This is a genomic window from Nocardia jinanensis (assembly GCF_014645735.1).
Classification (GTDB): domain Bacteria; phylum Actinomycetota; class Actinomycetes; order Mycobacteriales; family Mycobacteriaceae; genus Nocardia; species Nocardia jinanensis.
Genome location: NZ_BMMH01000034.1, coordinates 1 through 20,599 on the forward strand (window position 1 = coordinate 1; position 20,599 = coordinate 20,599).

Sequence of the window (20,599 nt, forward strand, 5' to 3'; positions counted from 1 at the left end):
ACGATCGGGTGTTCACCCCCACTCCGCCGGTCGCGCCCGCGGCTTGACATCTTCATTGAGACTCCTTGTCGGCTGTATGACTATTGACATGTTATCAGTCGATGCATACCGTGGAATCCAGCCTAGTTATCAGTCGATTACAACAAGGACTGGATATGACCGAAATCCTGAGCCCACCGGCTACGGCATCCGCTCCCACTACGGCGCCGGATGTGCCGTCACGGCGCCCGTTGGCGGCCGTCCTCGCCGCCGTCGGCATTCCGATGTTCATGGTCACGCTGGACAACCTGGTGGTCACCAACGCGCTCCCGGTGATCCGCACCGAACTGGGCGCCTCGCTGAGTGACCTCCAGTGGTTCGTCAACGCCTACACCTTGTCCTTCGCCGCTCTGCTGCTCACGGCATCCGCGCTCGGCGATCGGCTGGGCCGCCGCCGGGTCTTCCTGGCGGGCATCGTCGTATTCACGCTCGCCTCGGCGGCCTGCGCACTCGCGGCCGATCCGGGGATGCTGGTCGCCGCGCGGGTGATACAGGGCTTCGGTGGTGCGGCGGTGATGCCGCTGTCGCTGACCCTGCTCTCGGACGCGGTGCCCGAACGGTTGCGCAGCGCGGCCATCGGGATCTGGGGCGGGATCGCCGGCCTGGGTGTGGCGGTCGGCCCATTGCTCGGTGGGGCCGTGGTCGACGGGTTGAGCTGGCAGTGGATCTTCTGGGTCAATGTGCCCATCGGGGTGCTGGTCCTGCCGCTGGTGGTCTGGACGCTGCGCGACTCCCGCGGTGGCGGCGGGCGGCTGGACCCGGCGGGCCTGGTCCTCGCCTCGGCCGGAGTGCTGGCGGTCGTCTGGGGAATCGTGCACGGGGCCGATGACGGCTGGAGTTCGCGCGGTGTGCTCACCGCGCTCCTCGGCGGCGGGGTCCTGCTGGCCGCGCTCATCGTCTGGGAACGCAGGGCCGCCGCCCCCATGCTGGCGCCGCGGCTGTTCCGGGTCCGGGCCTTCGGCGTGGCCAATGTGGTGGCCTTCGCGTTCTCGATCGGTGTGTTCGGGTCGATCTTCCTGCTCGCTCAGTTCTTCCAGGTGGTACAGGGCTATACACCGCTCGAATCCGGTATCCGCACCATGCCGTGGACCATGGCGCCGATGGTGGTGGCCCCGCTCGCGGGCCTGGTGATCGACCGGGTCGGCGCCCGGGCGCTGCTGGTGACCGGGCAGGCATTGCTGGCGGTGGCCCTGGCCTGGATGGCCGCGATAATTTCGGTCGATCTCGCCTACGGCTCGTTCGTGGCACCGTTGCTGGTCGCGGGGATCGGGATGGGGCTGACCTTCGCGCCGCTGGCCACCGTCGTGATGGCCGCCGTTCCGGAGGCTGATCGCTCCGTCGCCTCGGGTACCAACAACACGGTGCGTGAGGTCGGGGTGGCCATGGGCATCGCGGTCCTCGCGTCGGTGTTCGCCTCGTACGGGGCGTACACCGATCCGCAGAGCTACGTGGACGGACTGGTGCCGGCGGTATGGGTCGGCGCGGGGACGGTGGCGGCCGGGGCGCTGGCCGCGGCGTTGCTTCCGGGGCGAGCCGGTCGGCTGAGCACGGTGCGCTGAACGGTCACGGCCCCGTCGGCGCGGCGGCCCGGAAACCGGACGTATCGATCTGCGGCGTGCCGACCGGCGTGTCGCAGATCAGCGTTCGCGGACCGAGACCAGCGATTCCGCGGAGCCGGTGGGAGCGGGCCGGGGGAGTGCCCGCTGCCGCCGGCCCGCGGCCGCGTACAGCACGACCAGTAGCAGGCTGAACCAGACGTAGCCGTTACCGATCACTTTCTCCCATGCCGACCAGTCCAGCTCGCGGCCTTCGTTACCGGGTAGGTCGTTGTGCTTCGCCAGTACGAACACCACCATCGTGGCCGCCGCCGCGGCGTACCAGCCACGGACCTGGGACCAGGGCCGGGTGGTCGCGTACCCGATCATCGCCAGCAGCGCCGGTGCCACCCACACCCAGTGATGTGACCAGGAGATGGGGGATACGAGCAGCGCGACCACCGCGTTGACGGCCAGCGCGATCATCGGTGGGGTACCGGTGCGCCGGATGGCGGCCACCGCCACCGCGACGAGCGCGACCGCGGCGACGAGCCACAGTGCCGTGGCCGCGGTGCCGGTGACCTCGAAGCGGGCCAGGACGGCCTGAATGGATTGGTTGGTCTGGAACTCCGAGCCGCTCAACCCGCCGACGTTGCCGAACCCGCCGAACCAGTACCGCACCGACTCGTCGGGCATCACCGCGAAACCGATCACCGTGGCGATCGCGCCGCTGATCGCGGCCGTCGCGGCGGCTTTGTAATCCTTGCGGATCAGGAAGAACAGGACGAAAGCCGCCGGGGTCAGTTTGATCGCCGCGGCGATACCGAGCAGCGCACCGCGCGGCCAGCGCGGGCTGCGGGTGAGGCAGTCGGCCGCGACCAGGCCCATCAGGATCAGATTGACCTGGCCGAAGTCGAGGGTCGACCAGATCGGCTCCAGCAGCAGCGACAGCGGGGTCGCGGTCGCGGTGACCACCAATGCGAGTTTGCGCTGGTCCTGACGCGGCCAGACCTGCCAGGCCACCAGGAACAGCGTCATGGCCAGAGCGCCGATCGAGACCACCAGATAGGTGATGACCGACGCGGCCCACGGCAGCAGCGCGTAGATCCCGAGGGCCAGCGCCGCGAACGGCGGGTAGATGAACGGGAGGCTGATATCGGCGCCCGTCTCGGGGAGATGACCGTAGAGATCGCCGCCCGCGCGCCACTGCTCGACCCCGAGGCGGTAGACCTCGAGGTCGATGTACTCGCCGCTGATGGCGCGGAACGGATCGATCGGGTGCGACATACACACCCACGTCACGATCACCGCCAGAAGCGGCAGCAGCCAGACCGCCTGCTGGCGGGTACGTCCGGCGAGCGTCTCGGTGCGGGTCAAGGCGTTCGTCATCGGAAGGGACTTTACCGGTTGCAGGTGTCCGCGTACCGGGCAGTGATCGACGGGGGATATCGGCGTGAGCCGAGTGGAGGCCATCGAATACGATTCCACCAGCAGCAATACGGGCGCCGGAGCCGACCGCGCCCGCTCACCGATGCCCAGGGGAGAGACGAGTAGACCGTGGCCGACGACACCGACGCAGGCGCAGCGACCGGCGAGCAGGAATCCGCCCTCACCGAAGAAGCCCTGGCCGCCGCGGCCGCGGCCGCGGAGAAAGCCTTCGCGGCCGCCACCGACCTGGACGCGCTCGCCACCGCGAAAACCGAGTACATGGGCGGCCGGTCGCCGATCGCGCTGGCGCAGCGGTCGCTGGGATCGTTGCCCAAATCGGAGAAGGCCGACGCCGGTAAGCGGGTGAACAAGGCGCGGGCGCGGGTATCGGAGGCGTTCGAGGAACGGCAGCGGGTGCTGCTCGCCGAACGCGACGCCGCGGTGCTCGTCGCCGAGGCGATCGATGTCACTCTCCCGGCGAACCGCGGTCCGGTGGGTGCCCGGCATCCGATCACCGTCATCTCCGAGCAGGTCGCCGATGTGTTCGTCGGGATGGGCTGGGAGATCGCCGAGGGCCCGGAGGTGGAAACCGAGCATTTCAACTTCGACGCGCTCAATTTCCTGCCCGACCATCCGGCCCGAACCATGCAGGACACCTTCCATATCGCCCCGGCCGGTTCGCGTCAGGTGCTGCGCACCCACACCTCCCCGGTGCAGGTGCGGTCCATGCTGGAACGCGAATTGCCGATCTATGTGGTGTGCCCGGGCCGTACCTTCCGCACCGACGAACTCGATGCCACCCATACGCCGGTGTTCTCCCAGGTCGAGGGACTTGCCATCGACAAGGGCCTGACCATGGCACATCTGCGCGGCACCTTGGACGCGTTCGCGCGGGCACTGTTCGGTCCCGATACCACCACCCGGATCCGGCCCAACTACTTCCCGTTCACCGAACCCTCGGCCGAGGTCGACGTGTGGTTCCCGGACAAGAAGGGCGGCGCCGGCTGGGTCGAATGGGGCGGCTGCGGCATGGTCAACCCGAAGGTGCTGATCGCCAGCGGTATCGACCCCGACGAGTACACCGGTTTCGCCTTCGGGATGGGGCTGGAACGGACTCTGCAGTTCCGCAACGGCATCCCCGATATGCGCGACATCGTCGAGGGCGATGTGCGGTTCACCCTGCCCTTCGGCATCCGGTCCTGATCTTCCCGAGCGAGAGAGCGAACGTCACAGTGCGAGTAGCGCAGTCCTGGCTGACCGAAACGATCCGCCGCACCGTCCCCGACTGGTCGGTGACGCCGGCGGAACTCGACGCCGGATTCGTCCGGGTCGGGCTGGAAGTCGAAGAGATCGACACACTCGAACGGGTCGGCGGGGATATCGACCATCCGCTGGTGGTGGGGCGGGTCGCCGAGATCATCGAACTCACCGAGTTCAAGAAGCCCATCCGGTTCTGCAGGGTCGATATCGGCGCCGCGGAACCCCAGGAGATCGTCTGCGGCGCGTCCAACTTCGCCGTCGGTGATCTGGTGGTCGTGGTGCTGCCCGGCGGTGTGCTGCCGGGCGGTTTCGCCATCTCCTCGCGCAAGACCTACGGGCATATCTCCCACGGCATGATCTGCTCGGTCGCCGAACTCGGTATCGGCAAGGACCATTCGGGCATCCTCGTACTGGAACCCGGTACGGCCGAACCCGGTACCGACGCCAACGAACTGCTCGGCCTCGGCGATACCATCATCGAACTGAACATCACCCCCGATCGCGGCTACTGCTTCTCGGTCCGCGGACTGGCCCGGGAACTGGCCTGCGGTTTCGACCTCGAATACGCCGACCCGGCCGTACGCACCCTGGGCGACGGCGCCGAGGCCTGGCCGGTCCGGGTGGAACCGGAATCGCGGTGCACGCGTTTCGGAGTCCGCCGGGTGACCGGTATCGATCCGGACGCGGTGAGCCCGTGGTGGTTGCAGCGCCGGCTGCTGCTGTCGGGCGTGCGCCCGATCTCTCCGGCGGTCGATGTCACCAACTACGTGATGCTGGAACTCGGTCAGCCGCTGCACGCGTTCGACGCCGCGAAACTCAGCGGCGGACTGGTGGTGCGCCGGGCCCGCGCCGGTGAGACCCTGCGCACACTCGACGATATCGAACGTGAACTCGATGCCGGGGATGTGGTGATCGCCGACGACACCGGTGTGGTCTCGCTCGCCGGTGTGATGGGTGGCGCGACCACCGAGGTGGGCGCGGAATCCACCGATATCGTCCTGGAAGCCGCGACCTGGGACCCGCTGTTCATCTATCGCACCGCCCGTCGCCACAAGCTGGTGTCGGAGGCGAGTAAACGCTACGAGCGGGTCGTCGATCCGGAACTCAACCTGGCCGCGCTGGATCGGGCCGCGACTCTGCTCGCCGAGATCGCCGGGGGCACGGTGGAGCCCACTCTCACCGATATCCGGCTGCCGCTGTCCCCGCCCGAACCGATCCGCGTGGATATCGACCTGCCCGACCGCGTGGCCGGCGTGCAGTACGCTCCCGGCACCTCCGCCCGCCGCCTCACCCAGATCGGCTGCCATGTCGAGGTGGCGGTCGACGAGACCAGCGGTCACGGTCAGCTGGTGGTGACCCCGGCGAGCTGGCGGCCCGACCTCGCCCAGCCCGCCGACCTGGTGGAAGAGGTGCTGCGGCTCGAGGGCCTGGAGCGGATCCCGCTGGTACTGCCGCAGGCGCCGGCCGGGCGCGGTCTGACCTCGGTGCAGCGCCGCCGCCGCGCGGTGAGCCGGGCGCTGGCCTTCGCCGGTTGCGTCGAGGTGCCGCCGCCGGTGTTCCTGCCCGCCGGTGTATTCGATATATGGGGCCTGGACGAGGACGACCCCCGACGGACGACCACCCGGGTGCTCAACCCGCTGGATGTCGAGCGTGCCGAACTCGCCACCACCTTGCTGCCGGGTCTGCTGGAGATCGCGGTCCGCAATATCTCGCGCGGCGCGCGCGATCTGTCGCTCTACGGGATCGCGCAGGTGGTGTTGCCCGGGCCGGACACCAAACCCGTGGAACCACTGCCGGTGGACCGCCGCCCGACCGATGCCGAGATCGGTGAACTGCTGGTCTCGCTGCCCGATCAGCCACAGCATGTCGCGGTGGTGCTCACCGGCCGCCGGGAGCCCCGCGGTCCGTGGGGACCGGGTCGTGTGGCCGAGGCCGCCGACGCGTTCGCGCTGGCGGATGTGATCGCCGAGGCCGCCGGGGTCGAGCTCGAACGCCGGCCCGGGAAGCAGCTGCCGTGGCATCCGGGGCGATGCGCCGAGCTGACGGTGGACGGCACCGTGATCGGTTACGCCGGTGAACTGCATCCGGGTGTGCTGGAACGGTCCGGTCTGCCGCCGCGCACCTGTGCCCTGGAACTCGATCTGGACGCGCTGCCGCTGCGCGAGTCCCGGCCCGCGCCGGCCATTTCGCCGTTCCCGGCCGTACTGCAGGATGTCTCGGTCAGCGTCTCCACGGACGTCCCCGCGGCGGCCGTCGAGACGGCGCTGCGGGCCGGTGGCGGTGAACTGCTCGAGGATATCTCGCTGTTCGACCTGTACGCGGGCGCGCAGGCCGGGGAGGGGCGTAAATCGCTCACCTACGCCCTGCGTTTCCGGGCCGCCGACCGCACCCTGACCGAGGACGAGGCCAGCGCCGCCCGCGACGCCGCCGTGACCGCGGCCTCGGGCGCGGTGGGCGCGGTGATCCGTTCGTAGGTAGGGCTGTTCGCGGGCAGCGTGGTCGGTCCGTCCGAACGGACGGGCCGGACGTCGTAGGGTGGTCGCATGAGTGAACCGAGCGCAGGCGATCCGGGCGCGCTCGCCGCGCGGTTGGCGGCCCTGCCCGACGAGCAGTTGCTGGCCGTCCTGGTCGTGGCCGCCGCGGGCCGCGATAAGCTGACCCCCCTGTACGAGGCCGCTACGAGGCTGCTGTCGGAAACCGGGCAGAGCGGCTCGGAGCCCGGTGTGATTCCGGGCACCCCGGATGCCGCCGGCTATGGATCGTCGCCCGATCTCATATCGTCGTCGCAGGTCGGCGGGGGTGTCGGTACGGTAACCGGGCAGGGCGCAGGAGCCGCCGGTCCGGCCGGTGGCTACACCCGCTCCGGTGTGCCGACGTTCGGGTCCGTACGCGATAAGGTCGAACGGCGTATCGGCACCGCGTTCGGCGCCCGGGCACTCGATCGGCAGAGCCCGGCGGGCCGCGGGACCGACGAACAGTGGGAAGCGCGTGAACAGGCCGCGCGGGAACGTCTGGCACAGATTCGCACCTCGCTGCACGAGGGCGAAGAGGCGTGATCCCGCCCGGCCCGCGCCGGAGTGACAGGGGGCCGACCCGATGAGGCGATACCTCCGCCTTCGCTGCGGCCTCCGCCGATCGCATGAAGCCGCTCCGAAGGAGGATCTATGATCGAGGGTGAGGTCGCACGCGTGCTCGCCGACCGGCTGCTCGACGTTCAGGTGCAGTGGCTGCTCGACGAAGTGAGTGGCGACCGGTTCGCCGAAGTCGTCGCCCGGGATGTGGCCGCCGTCCTCGACATCGCGGGCACGGTGAACGCGGGTGAGGTGGTCGAGGCCGAACAGCTCGAGCAGACGGTGGCTGTACTCGTCGACAAGGTCGGCGGCAGTGCTGTACTGGCCGATACCGTCGGCCTGTTCGCCGACGCGATCTACGACAGTATCGCCGCCAACGAGGACCACACCCTCGGTGAACTGGTCGAACGTGAACCGGTCGAAGCGCTGCTGCAGAAGATCGTGGATATGCACCACACCCAGGAACGGGTTCTGGAACGCCTGACCGACAGCCCGCTGGTGGCCACCGTCGCCTCCAAGTTCGTCGACAAACTTGTCGGGGATTTCGTGGAGGTCAACCGGCAGCGCGCGGAGAAGATCCCCGGTATGGGCACGCTCATGTCGATCGGGCAATCCGCCGCCGACCGCGCCCGCAAGGTCGCGGAGTCCAACACCATTCTCGGCGATATCGCGGGTAAGGGCGCCATGTACGCGCTCAAACGGACCAACAGCGCGATCCGCGAAATGCTGCGCGATGCCCCCGTGCACGACGCGACCATGGAGTTCTGGGATCTGCACGCCGACGAACCGATCAGCGGCCTGCGGGAATACCTCACCAAAAAGGATCTCGGCGAGCTCGTCCTGCTCTGCTACCGGATCGCGGTGACCACCCGGGAGAAGGAGTACTTCGGTCTGCTGGTGGCCGAATGCGTGCAGGTCTTCCACGAGAAGTACCGGGACCACACGCTTGCCGCGTTGCTCGCCGAACTCGGGCTCACCGGTGAGGACATCGTCGCCGAGATCCTGCACTATGGCCCGGCGGTGGTGGAGGCCGCCAAACGGGATGGGGTGCTCGCCGGGTTGATCCGGGAGCGGCTGGAGCCGTTCTACCACTCGGAAGCCGTTCTGAAGCTCCTGTCTCCGACGGGGTGAGGGGTGTGGGCCCGGTGCCCGGCCCGGGACCTGCTGTGCATCGGTCGGGCTCGACTCGGAACAGGACATAGCGTTCAGGATCTTTTACGCTTCGGATGTACCGTGATATCCGTCCGACCGGGGACAGCGGTGCGCCTCGGAGCGTGGGGTGAGGGAGCGGCGGCTTGATCAGCAGAGCGGTCGCGATCATGCGAAATCTCCGCGAGACCCTTTCGCGTGCGGTGGTGGGCGGTGGGCAAGGTACTTCCGAAGCGATCAAACGGGGCATCAGCGGACCCTTGGCGAGGGGTAGCGACCTTTTCCGGTATATGGAAGGCAACGGTAAGAGACGGTTCAGCGCAGAGGAACTAGCCGCCGCACACGGCGCACCTTTCGACCGGTCCATGAGGTCGGACTTCGATCCTTCCCGACCGGTGAGTGCCCGGAATATTCCGCCGATGGACGAACTTCGGTTCAGCAGTCTTTCGGGCGGCACGGGGCATGTCTATCTGGTGGAACACAACCACACGCCGATCGGAGTGTACAAGCCGATGGGCCCCATTAAAATCAAGAACGAGTCGAGCGCGTGGAAAGCCGATCGAATTCTCGGACTGGATATCGTGCCCTATACCCGCGAATGGTCGGGCCCGCGGGGACCTGGATCATTTCAAGAATTCGTGCCGAACGATGGACCGGGTTGGAAATTCAGAAGTGTCGAAGGTCAGAAGGTGGCTGTGTTCGACTACATCATGGCGAGTGGTGACCGACACTCGGCAAATTGCCTGAGCAGGGAGGGCGGCGGGTTGGCGGCAGTCGATAACGAGGATATTCTGCCACCTCGGTTCAGCAACGACGCGAACACTATTCAATCGGTATACATCGCGGCGAATCTCGGTGAGAATCTCGACAGTTCACTGGTGGAGCAACTCGGGCAGGTGGATCCGAAGGGGTTCAGTGACAGCTTGGTCGAACTCGGCTACTCACGCGATACTGCCGATTGGTCGGCGCAGCGGTTGAGGGAAATACAAGGAGACGGCAAAATAACCGGTGAATCCTGGGGCTGCGCAATTATCAACGAGAATTTTCGTGTGATCTATCCGCCGGAATACAGCGATCTGGTCGACTACTGGCGGGATCATCCACTTGATCCGGCGGACCTGCAGTGACAACGACCGTTGTACCCGCAGGCGGCGGAAATACCTGCTCCTGGTTCAGGTTGCCTGCACAGGGTATATTCGGGACGGCAGATATCATGAATCCGGCGCGCGAGGTGAACGAGTGACCGCTGGTTTGCGTGTGATAAGCCTCCACGCGGTCACGGCTGGGAAAACAGTACGGGCCGCGGAATTCCGCTGGTCGCCGGGAAATGATGTCACGTTGACGGTTATGGATCCCCGGTGGGGAAGTCTCGCTCAGCACTACTATGACCACGGTGTTCCCGACCGCGCTTCCCTGACGGCGGTGGACCGTGCGGCCGGAGCCGAATTCATGTCGGCCCTGGCAAGATTGCAGTTGGGAAGCTACTGCCACCTGATCGTCGAGAAATAACGGAGCGCGGCAGCGGTTCGGATCTCGGTGACCGGTGTCGGTCCGGATGGCGTCCGGACCGAACGATCTGCATCGTGCAGCACGGTGGCCGGTCCGAAGCATACGACGCATGATCCGAATAAGGGGTGAGCGCTCCCCGGACTCAGGAGGAATGCACCTGCTCGGTGTCCCGCTTACCGAGTTCGGGGCGCCCGGCGCGTTCGGCGAGCAGATCGCGGATCTCGGTGAGCAGCGCGATATCGGCCGGAGTGGACGGTTCGGCCGCCACATTGTTCTTCGCGTAGAAGCGCTTCTGCATGGTTTTCATCGGCAGGATGAGGGCGAAATACAACACCGCCGCGACCATGACGAAATCGATGGCGGCGCTGATGATCGGGCCGAGCGCGATGAAGGTCGCGGGTTTGCCGGCCACCAGGGTGACGCCGAAGCCGAACTGACCGCTCCCACCGAGAACTGCCAGCAACGGTTCCACCACGCCCTTGGTGACCGAGCTCACGATCGCGGTGAACGCGGTGCCCATCACGACCGCGACGGCCAGATCGATGACGTTCCCGCGCATGAGGAAGTCTTTGAAACCTTTTAGCATCAACCCACTCCGTATCGAACGCTGCTGTTCACCGCCGGTCCCGGACTCGGCCGATGAGCGGTATCGCCGCGATCGGGGTCCCGGCGCTACACCGCAGGTGATAGTGGCAGCCACGCTTTCCCCGCGCAAACCGGCAGCGATCCGGTAGGTCGCCCGGACGGCCCGGACCTCCGCTGTGACCGGGTGCACTGTGATCGGCGCCCCACCCCGTCACGGGCTAGGGTCGAGTCGACGGGGGGACATTTACCGAGCAGGAGGAACCCTTGACATCGTCGACACTGCTGGGCCGGGCGGTCCGGGGCATCAATACCGGCGTGGTCGCCCTGCTCGACATCCCGGTGCTGGGGCCGTTGCTGGGCAAGGGCTTCGTGGAGGTCGAGTACGTGGGCCGCCGGTCGGGGCGGACCTTCCGGACCCCGGTCAACTATCTGAAGAAGGACGGCGGCCTGGTGATCGGTGTCGCCATGCCCGACAAGAAGAGCTGGTGGCGGAACTTCTTGGGGGAGGGCGCCCCGATCCTGCTGCACTTCCGCGAGGGCGACCGGCGCGGACACGCGACTGCCCGGCGCGATGAGAAGGGCAGGGTCACAGTGCAGGTCCGGCTCGACGATCCGAGCTGATCGCTCCGTACGCACCCGGCATCCGCCGGACCGCCGCCGCGGGCCGGTGCACGAAATAGGTGTGCGCCGGCGCGAGTGGGTCGCTACTCTCTGTTCCATGTCGAGCCCGGAGGCATCCAGAGCAGGGCTGTCGGTCATCCCCGTCAGCTCCTGAACCCTTGCTGTTCCCTACCGTGCCGAGTCCATCCGACCGGCACGGTGATCCGGTGATCCCGGGCGCTGACCGGGGTGACGAGACGTTTCCTGTCTCTTCCACCTCGGAGTCTTCATGCCCTTCGCTCTCTATCTGCTCGCCCTGGCGATTTTCGCCATGGGTACCTCGGAATTCATGCTGGCCGGGCTGGTCCCGGATATCGCAGCCGATCTCGGTGTGGGTCTCGGTGCCACCGGTCTGCTGACCTCGGCGTTCGCGGTCGGAATGGTCGTGGGCGCACCGCTTATGGCCGGTCTCGCCCGGAACTGGCCGATGCGGTCGAGCCTGCTGGGATTCCTGCTCCTGTTCCTGGCCGCGCATATCATCGGCGCCGTAACCGACAGCTTCGCCTTCCTGGTGGCCACCCGGGTTGTGGCGGCCGTCGCGAATGCCGGCTTTCTCGCGGTCGGGCTGACCGCGGCCACCTCGCTCGTTCCGGCCGGGAACAAAGGGCGGGCACTGGCGGTCCTGCTGGCCGGCACCGCCGTGGCCACCGTCGCGGGGGTACCCGGCGGGGCGCTGCTCGGCGCGGTGCTCGGCTGGCGGGCCACGTTCTGGGCGATCGCGGTGCTCTGCCTGCCGGTGGCGGCGGGGGTACTCGCCGGGATTCCGGAACGCTCGCGGGGAACCGATACTGTCGCGCGTCCGCACCTCAGCCGTGAACTCGCACAGTTGCGACACCCGCGGCTCCTCGCGGTGATGCTGCTGGGAGCCCTCGTGAACGCCGCCACTTTCGGTAGTTTCACCTTCCTCGCGCCGCTGGTGACCGGGACCGCCGGGCTCGCCCCGCTCTGGGTGCCGGTGGTGCTCGTCCTGTTCGGTGCGGGTTCCTTCGCGGGGGTGACGGTCGCCGGGCGATTGTCCGACAGCCGCGCCGGGACGGTGATCGCGGTAGCGGGACCGCTGCTGTGTGGTGGGTGGTTCGCTCTCGCGGCGACGGCCGACTGTCCCGGCGCCCTGTTCACCCTGGTGTGTATCCAAGGTGCGTTGTCTTTCGCGGTCGGGAGCACCGTGATCACGCGGGTCCTCTACGAGGCCGCGGAGGCTCCGACCATGGCGGGCTCCTATGCGACCGCGGCACTGAATCTCGGCGCCGCGGTGGGACCGGTGGTGGCGGCCTTCGCCCTGGACACCGGAGCGGGCGAGCGGGGGCCGGTATGGCTGAGTGGTGCCCTGGTGGCGGTGGCGCTGCTGCTCGCAGCGAAGGTTCGCGCTGTTCTCACTGCGAGCCCGGTCCCGATAGCAGCCGATGGGTAGTTTCCCCGTCCGCCGGAGACCGGTGGCCGTGGCGGATCCCTTGCCGGCGATGCGTATTCGACCCGGTCGGCCAGGATTGCGGCGCGGTGAACAGCAGGTGGTGTAAACGCGACGTAACAGTGTCCAGAGTTCGACGACACGCGACCTGAACCGGTGTGCCGACTCGGTCCGGACCGCTAACCTCGGCATCACCATGCGGAGTGGCCGAGTGGTGTGGCGCAACGGCCGAGGGTGATGGAGGTACCGGCATGGGTACACCGTCGGCGATCGATATGCGGGCCCGCGGCCCGCAGTTGTATCACGTGCACCAGGACCATCCGCTGGCCGTCGCGCTGCTCGCGGAACTCGCCATCGACTACAGCATCCGATACGGCGGCACCGCCGGTGCGATCCACCGGCGGCTCCGGGACTGCCCGGCTGCCGATTTCGCCGCCCCCGACGGTGATCTGCTGGTGCTGGTGGACCACGGCGGCCCGGTCGCGGGCGGTGGTTTCTGTCGTATCGATGCGACGACCGCCGAACTGAACCGTGTGTGGACCGCGCGTGAGCATCGCCGGCGCGGACTGGCGACCCGGGTGCTCGCCGAACTGGAGGCGGAGATGATCCGGCTCGGCTATCGGCAGGTATCCGCGACCGCCGGAGACCGTCGGCCCGAGGCCCGGGCGTTCTACACGGCGGCGGGGTTCACCGAGGTGGTTTCCGGTGCCGCCCGGCTCTTTCGGTTCGAGAAGGTGCTGGGCGTCGGTGCGGGACCCTGCGGGGCGACGCCGCCCGGCGCGGCCGTCGAGGTCCGGGGCCGTCGTCGTCGTCGGCACCGCTGAGTCTTCGGCACGGCTGGGTCGTAACCACGTGGTCACGACCTCGGTCTTCGACTCCGGCGTCGGTATCGTGATCCACCGGCCGCGGTGACGGCGGCCGGAAAGGACGCCCATGCTCGCCTCCGTACTCTTCGCGGTGCTCGCCGCCGGACAACTGGCCCTCGCGGCCCGGTGCGTCCTTCGAATCCGGCGGACCGGCGACGGGCTGCCGATCGTGCCCGCGATGGTGTGCGCCGCGTTGGCCTATGACAACGCGGTGCTCGCGGCGGGCCGCTGGATCGGTGCGGGCGCCACCTTGGAGGGATGGTCGGCACCTCGTTTCGTGGCGCATATCGTGCTCACGCCACTGCTGATGCCGTGGGCGTGCGCCGCCGCGGTCCGGGCCGGGGTCGGCTGGTGCCGGGCCCGGTGGGTGCGGGCCGCGGTCTGGGCGGTGACGGCGGCGGTGATCGTGCTGGGGGTGCTCGGTGAACTGACCCCGCTCACGCTGGAGCCACGGGAATGGGCCGGCACCGTGCGCTATACGACCGCGCACGCGTCGGCTGCCGGAGTGCTGCCGCCGGTCGTGACGGTGCTGGTGGTCCTTGTGGCGGCGGTCGCGGTGTGGCGGGCCCGGGGCTATCGACTGTGGACGGTGACCACCGTGATCATGACGGTGGTCTCGGCCGCGATGCCACCCATGCTGCTCACCAACTGCGCCGAACTGGTGTTCACCTCGGGCGTGGTCGCGACGGCGATATGGCTGTCGCAGCCGTCGCGGTCGTCCGGCAGCGGAGCCGCCGCGGCGCCTTGATCGCCGAGTCGGAACGGCGGCCGGTCACGGGCGCGCACGGCACACTCATCTGCACCACGGAATCGGTCGACGAGACCTTCGCGCGGCTGCGTGACGCCGGGGTGCGGGTCACTCAGGAGCCCATCGACCAGGTGTACGACGTGCGGGATTGCGGATTCGCCGATCCGGGGGGGGGGGGGGGAATTTCCTGCGTTTCTCCCAGCCGCTGGGCTGAGGGTCTCGCGAGGGGCGTCACCTGCGCTGATAGCGGAAGTTCGCGGCGTCCGGCGCATACGGGTTCGCCCGGCCCGTGTGCGTCGTCACAGCTACCGGCACGGTGGCCGTCCATACTGTCTGATCATGGGCGATGCGCAGACCGCTGCAGGAAACGACGCGACCCAGCCGCTACGCGAGGATATCCGGTTCCTCGGTGGCGTACTCGGTGACACCATTCGCGACCATGAGGGCCCGGAGGTCTTCGACCTCGTCGAGCGGGTGCGGGTGGAGGCGTTCCGGGTCCGGCGCGAGGAGGTGGAGCGCAGTGCGGTCGGTGAGATGCTGACCGGGGTAGACATCACGGTCGCGCTACCACTGATCCGGGCGTTCAGCTATTTCGTCCTGCTGGCCAATCTCGCCGAGGACATCCAGCGCGACCGCCGCCGCGCCGCTCACGAGGCGGCAGGGGAGGCGCCGCAGGATTCTTCCCTGGCAGCTACCTACCGGAAGCTGGACGCGGCGGCGGTGCCGGGGGAGCGGGTGGCCGAACTGCTGTCCGACGCGCTGGTGTCGCCGGTGATCACGGCACATCCCACGGAGACCCGGCGTCGGACGGTGTTCGATACGCAGAGTCGTATCACCGAACTGATGCGGCAGCGGCTGCGCGCCCCCGAGGCCGAACGGGAGACTCTGGAGATCGAGATCCGGCGGCAGGTGCTCACCCTCTGGCGCACGGCCTTGATCCGGCTGTCGCGGCTGCGCATCCAGGACGAGATAGCCGTCGGACTCCGGTACTACGAACTCACGCTGCTCGATGTCATACCCGCGATCAACGCCGGGGTGCGCGCGGCGCTGGGGTCGCGCTGGCCCGAGCAGCGGCTATTGCCGAAACCCCTGCTGCGACCCGGTTCGTGGATCGGCGGCGACCGGGACGGGAACCCGTATGTGACAGCGGAGGTGGTACGGACGGCTGCCAGCCAGGCCGCGGGGGTGGCGTTCGGGCGCTATCTGCGCGATCTGGTGCAGCTGGAGAAGACCCTGGCATTATCGGCGCGGCTGGTTTCGGTGACTCCGGCGCTGGACGCGCTCGCCGATCGCGGCTACCCGGATCCGAGAACCTACGCCGACGAACCGTACCGGCGGGCGCTGTACGGCATCAGGGTGCGGCTCACCGAGACGGCCCGGCAGGCCGTCGCCGCGCTGGATCCGGCCGCGGCGGGTCCCTGGGAGTTCGAGTCCTACGGCGCGAGTGACCCGGACGGGGGCACTCCGTACCCGACGCCCCAAGACCTGCTCGACGACCTCGACGCGGTCGACGCCTCACTAAGGGCCGGTGGTGACGCGCTGCTGGCCGACGATCTTCTCGCCACGCTGCGATATTCGGTGGAAACCTTCGGATTCCATCTGCAGGGCCTGGATATGCGCCAGAATTCCGAAACCCATGAGCAGGTCGTCACCGAACTGCTGGCCTGGGCCGGAGTGCACCCGGACTACCCGAGCCTGCCCGAGCCCGAACGGGTCGAGCTGCTCACCCGGGAACTGCGTACCCGTCGGCCCCTGCTGAGCCCGCGGGCGCGGCTCAGCGAACAGGCCGCCGAGGAACTGGGCATCGTACGCGCGGCCGCCGCCGTGGTGGCCGCGCTCGGTCCGGACGCGGTGCCCAACTACATCATCTCGATGTGTACTTCGGTCAGCGATCTGCTCGAAGCGGCGCTGTTGCTCAAAGAAGGCGGGCTGCTGGATCCGGGCGGCGCCGACAGCGGGCCCTCCTGCCCGGCCGGGATCGTCCCACTGTTCGAAACCATCGAGGATCTCGCGGCCGGGGCCTCGACACTGGCGGCGGCCCTGCGGGTGCCCGAGTACCGGGAACTGGTGGCCGCCCGCGGTATGCGTCAGGAGGTGATGCTCGGCTACTCCGATTCGAACAAGGACGGCGGTTATCTGGCCGCGAACTGGGCGCTGTACCGCGCCGAACTCGATCTGGTCGAACTGGCGCGCGAACACGGGATCCGGCTGCGGCTCTTCCACGGTCGCGGCGGTACCGTCGGGCGCGGTGGGGGCCGCAGCTACGACGCGATCCTCGCCCAGCCCGCGGGTGCTGTGCGGGGTGCGTTACGACTCACCGAACAGGGCGAGGTCATCGCGGCGAAATACGCCGAACGCGGTTCGGCGCATCGCAACCTCGAATCGCTCATCGCGGGCACCCTCGAATCGACACTGCTGGATGTCGAGGGCTTGGGTGCCGACGCCGAACCGTCCTACGCGCTCATGGACGAACTGGCGGCCCGGGCCCGCGCCGCGTACTCCCAGCTGGTGCACGAAACTCCCGGGTTCGTGGAGTACTTCCGGCAGTCGACCCCGGTCGCCGAGGTGGGCGATCTCAATATCGGCAGCCGTCCCGCGTCCCGTAAACCCACCAACTCGGTCTCCGATCTGCGGGCGATCCCGTGGGTGATGTCGTGGAGCCAGGCCCGGGTGATGCTGCCCGGCTGGTACGGCACCGGTACCGCGCTCGAGGAATGGATCGACGGCGACCCGGAGCGGCTCGCCCGGCTCTCGGATCTGTACCGGCGGTGGCCGTTCTTCCGCACCGTCCTGTCGAATCTCGCGCAGGTGATGGCCAAGAGCGATCTCGATATCGCCGCCCGCTACGCCGAACTGGTCGACGATATCGATCTGCGGAAACGTATCTTCGCGATGATCGAGCGCGAGCACGCCCGGACCGTGGCTGTGCACGCCGCCATCACCGGCAACGACCATCTGCTGGCCGACAATCCGTCGCTGGCGGAATCCATTCGCAACCGGTTCCCGTACCTGGAACCGTTGAACCAGATGCAGGTCGAACTCCTGCGCCGGTTGCGTGCCGGGGACGATTCCGAACTGGTCAAACGCGGCATCCTGCTCACTATGAACGGATTGGCCACCGCACTGCGCAACTCGGGGTAGAAGTCGTACCGTCGCGTGTATGACGACATGGAGCGAATTCACCGCCGAGGCGCCGCGGATCAGCGAGATCTTCCGTCGTCGCCACACTGCGACCAGCAATCTGTGCATGCTCGCCACCCTGCGTTCGGACGGATTCCCCCGGATCAGCCCGGTGGAACCGCTGATCTTCGAAGAGCGACTGGTGATCGTCGGGATGCCCGGCACCACCAAGTTCCGGGATCTGATCCGCGATCCCCGCTTCTGCCTGCACACCGCCACCGAGGACACGATGGTGTCCGAGGGCGACGCGAAACTCTTCGGCGTGGTGGTCGACGATCCGGATACCGCGCTGCACGCGCGTTTCGCCGAGTACCTGTACGAGGACAGCGGCCTGGATCTGCGGAACCAGCCGTTCGACCATTTCTTCGTCGCCGATCTGATCTCGGCGTCGTCGGTGGAGGTCGGTGACGACCTGCTGAAGGTCACCATCTGGAAGCCGGGTGAGGGCGAGCGGGTGGTCGAGAAACGATAGGCGGGTGTCGGGGGTCGTTCCGGCCGGGTGTTCAGGGGACGCCCGACAGGCGCAGCGCGGCAGTCGTCGCGGCCGCGGCCACGAGTACGAGCGGTAGCGGTGCCCGGAACCGCAGGAGAACAGCGGCGAGCAGGACCCCGGCCGGGCGGGCGATTCCGGCCGGGCCGGCGTCCTCGGTCAGGCTGGTGGTGAGGACCAGAGCCGCGAGCACGACAACGGACGCGTTCTCGAGTAGTTGCGCCGACCGGTCGGATACGGAGATCCGCGACCCCAGAGCGGGTCCGGCGAGCCGGAAGGCGAAAGTCCCGGCGGCCAGCATCGCGGCGGCACCGACCAGGTACCCGAGGTTGTTCATCGGTGCCTCCGTCGCGGAATCGTGAGGGCCGCTCCCGCGCCGGCCAGCAGGATCGGCAGGCCGGGAGGTAGCAGGGGAGTCGTGAGCAGCGCAAGTATCGCCCCGGCCGCCGCCCCGCGCCGGACCGGAGGTTCACTCAGCGCGGGCATGATCAGCGCGAGCAGGACCGCCGGGAAGACGGCGTCCAGCCCGAGCGCGCCGGGGTCGGGAACCGAGTTGCCGAGCAGGCCACCCAGCAATGTTCCGCTGGGCCACGCGGCCAGGATCCCGAGCCCGCAGGCCAGGTAGGCGGCCCGGCTGTGCCCGGTCGCGCGCTGCGACAGCGCCACGGCCACGGTTTCGTCGTTGAGCAGGTGCGCGTGGCGGATTCTCCGCCACCCGGTGCCGAGGACATCGGCGACCGAGAACCCGTAGCCGATATGGCGTGCGTTGACCAGCAGTCCCGCGAGCAGGGCGGTGGCCGGGCTGCCGCCGGCGGCGACGATTCCGAGGAAGAGGAATTCCGATCCCGCCGCCAGCACCACTATGCCGAGCGCGACCGGGAACCACAGCGGCAGTCCCGCGGCGACGGCCGCGGCGCCATAGGACATCCCGGCAACGCCGACCGCGATACAGAGAGCTCGGATCAAGGACCGGGCCGGCCGATCGACTGTTCGCCATAACGAACGCATAGCTACTATGTTGAACATGGAACCGACTGTTCGTCAAATCGAACAAGATGATGATGTGCCGAACGGGGTTCGGCGGGGTGGCCCCGAAGGGGGGCCGGACCGCTCCCCGCAGCAGGTGATCGCCGCCTCGCTGCGTCGCGAACGCCTGCGCGCGGAGCTGTCGCTCACGGAGGTCGCCCGGCGGGCGGGTATCGCGAAATCGACCCTCTCGCAGCTCGAGTCGGGGACCGGAAACCCCAGCCTGGAGACCCTGTGGGCGTTGTGTGGCGCGCTGGAGATGCCGTTCTCCCGGCTGCTGGACCCGCCGCGTCCGCGGACCCGGGTGATCCGGGCCGCGGAAGGCCCGGCGGTGTTCTCGGCCGAAGCCGATTACCGGGCCACCCTGCTGGCGGTGAGTCCCACGGGTGTGCGCCGCGATATCTACCGAGTCGCCGCCGAACCGGGGCGTCGGCGAACCTCGCAGCCGCATATGCCGGGTGCGGTCGAGCATGTACTGCTGGGGACGGGGCGCGCGCTCGTCGGGACGGCGACGGATCCGGTGGAACTCGGCCCCGGTGATTACATCGCCTACCCCGCCGACGTGGCGCATATTTTCGAAGCGCTCGTGCCGGCAACGATGGCGACCCTGATCTCCGAATACGCCTGACGGGGCGGGCGTGCTCGTACGGGGGCGGGGTCGCGGGGGGACGGGACTGCGGATCAGTCCCCGGTGAAACGGGGTGCGCGCCGCTCCAGCATGGCCGCGACCGCCTCGTCGTGATCGCTGGTGTGATGGGTGAGGGCCTGCATCGCGGCGGAGAGCTCGAGCAGGGTTTCCAGGCTCTGCTGCTGTCCCTCGCGCAGCAGGCGTTTGGTCATCCGCAATGCGTGCGGTGGATTGACCGCGATCTCCGCGGCGAGGCGGTGGGCGGTCTCGAGCAGCCGATCCGGTTCGACCACCTCGTTGACCATGCCCCATTCGAGCGCGGTGGCGGCGTCGATGGCCGAGCCGGTGAAGGCGAGCTGGCTGGCGCGGGCCATACCGACCGCCCGTGGCAGCAACCAGGCGCCCCCGTCGCCCGGGATCAGGCCGAGGCGGACGAAACTCTCGGCGAAGGTCGCGGTGGTCGCGGCGATCCGCATATCGCACATCAGGGCCAGATCGCAGCCGGCGCCGATCGCCGGGCCGTTCACCGCCGCGATGGTGGGAATCTCGCAGTGGTAGAGCGCCTTGGGGATGCGCTGGATACCGTGCCGGTAGCCCTGGCGCAGATCGGCCGGGGAGCCGCCGAACATACCGGCCTTGTCCCGCATGTGTTTGACATTGCCGCCGGCGCTGAACGCCGTGCCCGCGCCGGTGAGGATGGCCACCCGGATCGAATGATCGCGGTCGGCCTCGCGCACCGCGGTCTCCAGCGCCTCGATCGTCGCCTCGTCGGAGATCGGGTTGCGCTGCTCGGGATTGTCGATGGTCCAGACGACGACGTCGCCGGTGCGCTCCACGCGCACGGGTGCGGTCACGATTACTCCTCGGGCCACGGTGCTGCGGTCACCGGAAACAATGCCCGATCGGTTCGGTTCGAGCGAGCGCGAGGTGCGGTTCGCCGCGCACGGACCGGTCGCGGTGGTGCGCCCGGTCGCGGATTCGGTGGTGGTCGCGGCGGTTCGCGGAGCGGTATGTGGT

General features: G+C 68.3%; 20 protein-coding genes. 15 read left to right on the top strand and 5 right to left on the bottom strand.

From position 1 onward, the window contains the following. The first annotated feature begins 155 nt into the window (after positions 1–155). Positions 156–1,598, top strand: a complete 1,443-nt coding sequence (locus IEY68_RS33370; protein WP_063000848.1) for a DHA2 family efflux MFS transporter permease subunit — start codon at positions 156–158, stop codon at positions 1,596–1,598. A gap of 78 nt (positions 1,599–1,676) precedes the next feature. On the opposite strand, the gene IEY68_RS33375 is transcribed toward IEY68_RS33370, so the two are convergent. Continuing rightward, positions 1,677–2,963, bottom strand: coding sequence for a glycosyltransferase 87 family protein (locus tag IEY68_RS33375; protein WP_189094633.1), 1,287 nt, complete (start codon positions 2,961–2,963; stop codon positions 1,677–1,679). 168 nt (positions 2,964–3,131) lie between these two features. On the opposite strand from IEY68_RS33375, the gene pheS reads away from it, so the two are divergent. From pheS to IEY68_RS33405, 6 genes are all read left to right on the top strand, one after another. Then, positions 3,132–4,205, top strand: coding sequence for a phenylalanine--tRNA ligase subunit alpha (pheS, locus tag IEY68_RS33380; RefSeq protein WP_063000846.1), 1,074 nt, complete (start codon positions 3,132–3,134; stop codon positions 4,203–4,205). Between the two features lie 29 nt (positions 4,206–4,234). Next, positions 4,235–6,736, top strand: a complete 2,502-nt coding sequence (gene pheT, locus IEY68_RS33385) for a phenylalanine--tRNA ligase subunit beta (RefSeq protein ID WP_063000844.1) — start codon at positions 4,235–4,237, stop codon at positions 6,734–6,736. A 69-nt stretch (positions 6,737–6,805) separates the two neighbouring features. After that, complete coding sequence (locus tag IEY68_RS33390) at positions 6,806–7,318, top strand: hypothetical protein (RefSeq protein WP_189094634.1); 513 nt, start codon at positions 6,806–6,808, stop codon at positions 7,316–7,318. A 108-nt stretch (positions 7,319–7,426) separates the two neighbouring features. Then, positions 7,427–8,464: a hypothetical protein gene (locus tag IEY68_RS33395; RefSeq protein WP_063000842.1), complete on the top strand. Its 1,038-nt coding sequence runs from the start codon at positions 7,427–7,429 to the stop codon at positions 8,462–8,464. Between the two features lie 164 nt (positions 8,465–8,628). Next, a complete protein-coding gene (locus IEY68_RS33400) occupies positions 8,629–9,609 on the top strand; it encodes a protein kinase family protein (protein ID WP_189094635.1) in 981 nt (326 codons plus the stop codon). 211 nt (positions 9,610–9,820) lie between these two features. Beyond that, positions 9,821–9,991 (top strand): hypothetical protein, encoded by a 171-nt coding sequence (locus IEY68_RS33405; protein WP_189094636.1) that lies wholly within the window; start codon positions 9,821–9,823, stop codon positions 9,989–9,991. A 142-nt stretch (positions 9,992–10,133) separates the two neighbouring features. On the opposite strand, the gene mscL is transcribed toward IEY68_RS33405, so the two are convergent. Then, entirely contained in the window at positions 10,134–10,577 is a 444-nt protein-coding gene (gene mscL / locus IEY68_RS33410) for a large conductance mechanosensitive channel protein MscL (protein ID WP_063000861.1), read from the bottom strand. A gap of 263 nt (positions 10,578–10,840) precedes the next feature. On the opposite strand from mscL, the gene IEY68_RS33415 reads away from it, so the two are divergent. The 7 genes from IEY68_RS33415 to IEY68_RS33440 all read left to right on the top strand — a co-directional run bounded on the left by IEY68_RS33415 (position 10,841) and on the right by IEY68_RS33440 (position 17,910). Continuing rightward, positions 10,841–11,197, top strand: coding sequence for a PNPOx family protein (locus tag IEY68_RS33415; RefSeq protein ID WP_063000839.1), 357 nt, complete (start codon positions 10,841–10,843; stop codon positions 11,195–11,197). Positions 11,198–11,465: 268 nt separating this feature from the next. Further along, positions 11,466–12,647 carry a Cmx/CmrA family chloramphenicol efflux MFS transporter gene (locus tag IEY68_RS33420; RefSeq protein ID WP_063000837.1) on the top strand — a complete coding sequence of 394 codons (1,182 nt, stop codon included), beginning with the start codon at positions 11,466–11,468 and terminating at the stop codon, positions 12,645–12,647. 248 nt (positions 12,648–12,895) lie between these two features. Continuing rightward, on the top strand, positions 12,896–13,468 hold the full coding sequence (locus IEY68_RS33425) for a GNAT family N-acetyltransferase (protein ID WP_063000836.1): 573 nt from the start codon (positions 12,896–12,898) through the stop codon (positions 13,466–13,468). A gap of 109 nt (positions 13,469–13,577) precedes the next feature. Beyond that, entirely contained in the window at positions 13,578–14,258 is a 681-nt protein-coding gene (locus IEY68_RS33430) for a hypothetical protein (protein ID WP_063000834.1), read from the top strand. Continuing rightward, positions 14,204–14,683 (top strand): VOC family protein, encoded by a 480-nt coding sequence (locus IEY68_RS37260; protein ID WP_373293046.1) that lies wholly within the window; start codon positions 14,204–14,206, stop codon positions 14,681–14,683. The genes IEY68_RS33430 and IEY68_RS37260 overlap by 55 nt, the downstream gene beginning before the upstream one ends. Continuing rightward, the gene (gene ppc, locus IEY68_RS33435; protein WP_063000832.1) at positions 14,598–17,399 is read left to right on the top strand and encodes a phosphoenolpyruvate carboxylase; all 2,802 of its coding nucleotides are present in this window, start codon (positions 14,598–14,600) and stop codon (positions 17,397–17,399) included. Before IEY68_RS37260 ends, ppc begins: the two co-directional genes overlap by 86 nt. Positions 17,400–17,418: 19 nt before the next feature. Then, positions 17,419–17,910: a pyridoxamine 5'-phosphate oxidase family protein gene (locus IEY68_RS33440; protein ID WP_063000830.1), complete on the top strand. Its 492-nt coding sequence runs from the start codon at positions 17,419–17,421 to the stop codon at positions 17,908–17,910. 31 nt (positions 17,911–17,941) lie between these two features. Here IEY68_RS33440 and IEY68_RS33445 read toward each other — a convergent pair whose 3' ends face one another. Further along, complete coding sequence (locus tag IEY68_RS33445) at positions 17,942–18,265, bottom strand: AzlD domain-containing protein (RefSeq protein WP_063000828.1); 324 nt, start codon at positions 18,263–18,265, stop codon at positions 17,942–17,944. Continuing rightward, positions 18,262–18,936 carry an AzlC family ABC transporter permease gene (locus IEY68_RS33450; RefSeq protein WP_063000826.1) on the bottom strand — a complete coding sequence of 225 codons (675 nt, stop codon included), beginning with the start codon at positions 18,934–18,936 and terminating at the stop codon, positions 18,262–18,264. The genes IEY68_RS33445 and IEY68_RS33450 overlap by 4 nt, the downstream gene beginning before the upstream one ends. Before the next feature lie 16 nt (positions 18,937–18,952). Here IEY68_RS33450 and IEY68_RS33455 point away from each other — a divergent pair, with 16 nt between their 5' ends. After that, positions 18,953–19,582 (top strand): helix-turn-helix domain-containing protein, encoded by a 630-nt coding sequence (locus IEY68_RS33455; RefSeq protein ID WP_189094637.1) that lies wholly within the window; start codon positions 18,953–18,955, stop codon positions 19,580–19,582. 53 nt (positions 19,583–19,635) lie between these two features. Here IEY68_RS33455 and IEY68_RS33460 read toward each other — a convergent pair whose 3' ends face one another. Next, positions 19,636–20,436, bottom strand: a complete 801-nt coding sequence (locus IEY68_RS33460) for a crotonase/enoyl-CoA hydratase family protein (protein ID WP_063000857.1) — start codon at positions 20,434–20,436, stop codon at positions 19,636–19,638. Positions 20,437–20,599: the final 163 nt, after the last annotated feature.

What these genes read in the sequence shown, in the direction of transcription:
- IEY68_RS37260 (WP_373293046.1), top strand. Translation starts at nt 14,204, where the DNA reads ATGGCTGTCGCAGCCGTCGCGGTCGTCCGGCAGCGGAGCCGCCGCGGC.
- ppc (WP_063000832.1), top strand. Translation starts at nt 14,598, where the DNA reads ATGGGCGATGCGCAGACCGCTGCAGGAAACGACGCGACCCAGCCGCTA.
- mscL (WP_063000861.1), bottom strand. Translation starts at nt 10,577, where the DNA reads ATGCTAAAAGGTTTCAAAGACTTCCTCATGCGCGGGAACGTCATCGAT.
- IEY68_RS33395 (WP_063000842.1), top strand. Translation starts at nt 7,427, where the DNA reads ATGATCGAGGGTGAGGTCGCACGCGTGCTCGCCGACCGGCTGCTCGAC.
- IEY68_RS33455 (WP_189094637.1), top strand. Translation starts at nt 18,953, where the DNA reads ATGGAACCGACTGTTCGTCAAATCGAACAAGATGATGATGTGCCGAAC.
- IEY68_RS33370 (WP_063000848.1), top strand. Translation starts at nt 156, where the DNA reads ATGACCGAAATCCTGAGCCCACCGGCTACGGCATCCGCTCCCACTACG.
- IEY68_RS33445 (WP_063000828.1), bottom strand. Translation starts at nt 18,265, where the DNA reads ATGAACAACCTCGGGTACCTGGTCGGTGCCGCCGCGATGCTGGCCGCC.
- IEY68_RS33420 (WP_063000837.1), top strand. Translation starts at nt 11,466, where the DNA reads ATGCCCTTCGCTCTCTATCTGCTCGCCCTGGCGATTTTCGCCATGGGT.
- IEY68_RS33450 (WP_063000826.1), bottom strand. Translation starts at nt 18,936, where the DNA reads ATGCGTTCGTTATGGCGAACAGTCGATCGGCCGGCCCGGTCCTTGATC.
- IEY68_RS33430 (WP_063000834.1), top strand. Translation starts at nt 13,578, where the DNA reads ATGCTCGCCTCCGTACTCTTCGCGGTGCTCGCCGCCGGACAACTGGCC.
- IEY68_RS33440 (WP_063000830.1), top strand. Translation starts at nt 17,419, where the DNA reads ATGACGACATGGAGCGAATTCACCGCCGAGGCGCCGCGGATCAGCGAG.
- IEY68_RS33390 (WP_189094634.1), top strand. Translation starts at nt 6,806, where the DNA reads ATGAGTGAACCGAGCGCAGGCGATCCGGGCGCGCTCGCCGCGCGGTTG.
- IEY68_RS33375 (WP_189094633.1), bottom strand. Translation starts at nt 2,963, where the DNA reads ATGACGAACGCCTTGACCCGCACCGAGACGCTCGCCGGACGTACCCGC.
- IEY68_RS33425 (WP_063000836.1), top strand. Translation starts at nt 12,896, where the DNA reads ATGGGTACACCGTCGGCGATCGATATGCGGGCCCGCGGCCCGCAGTTG.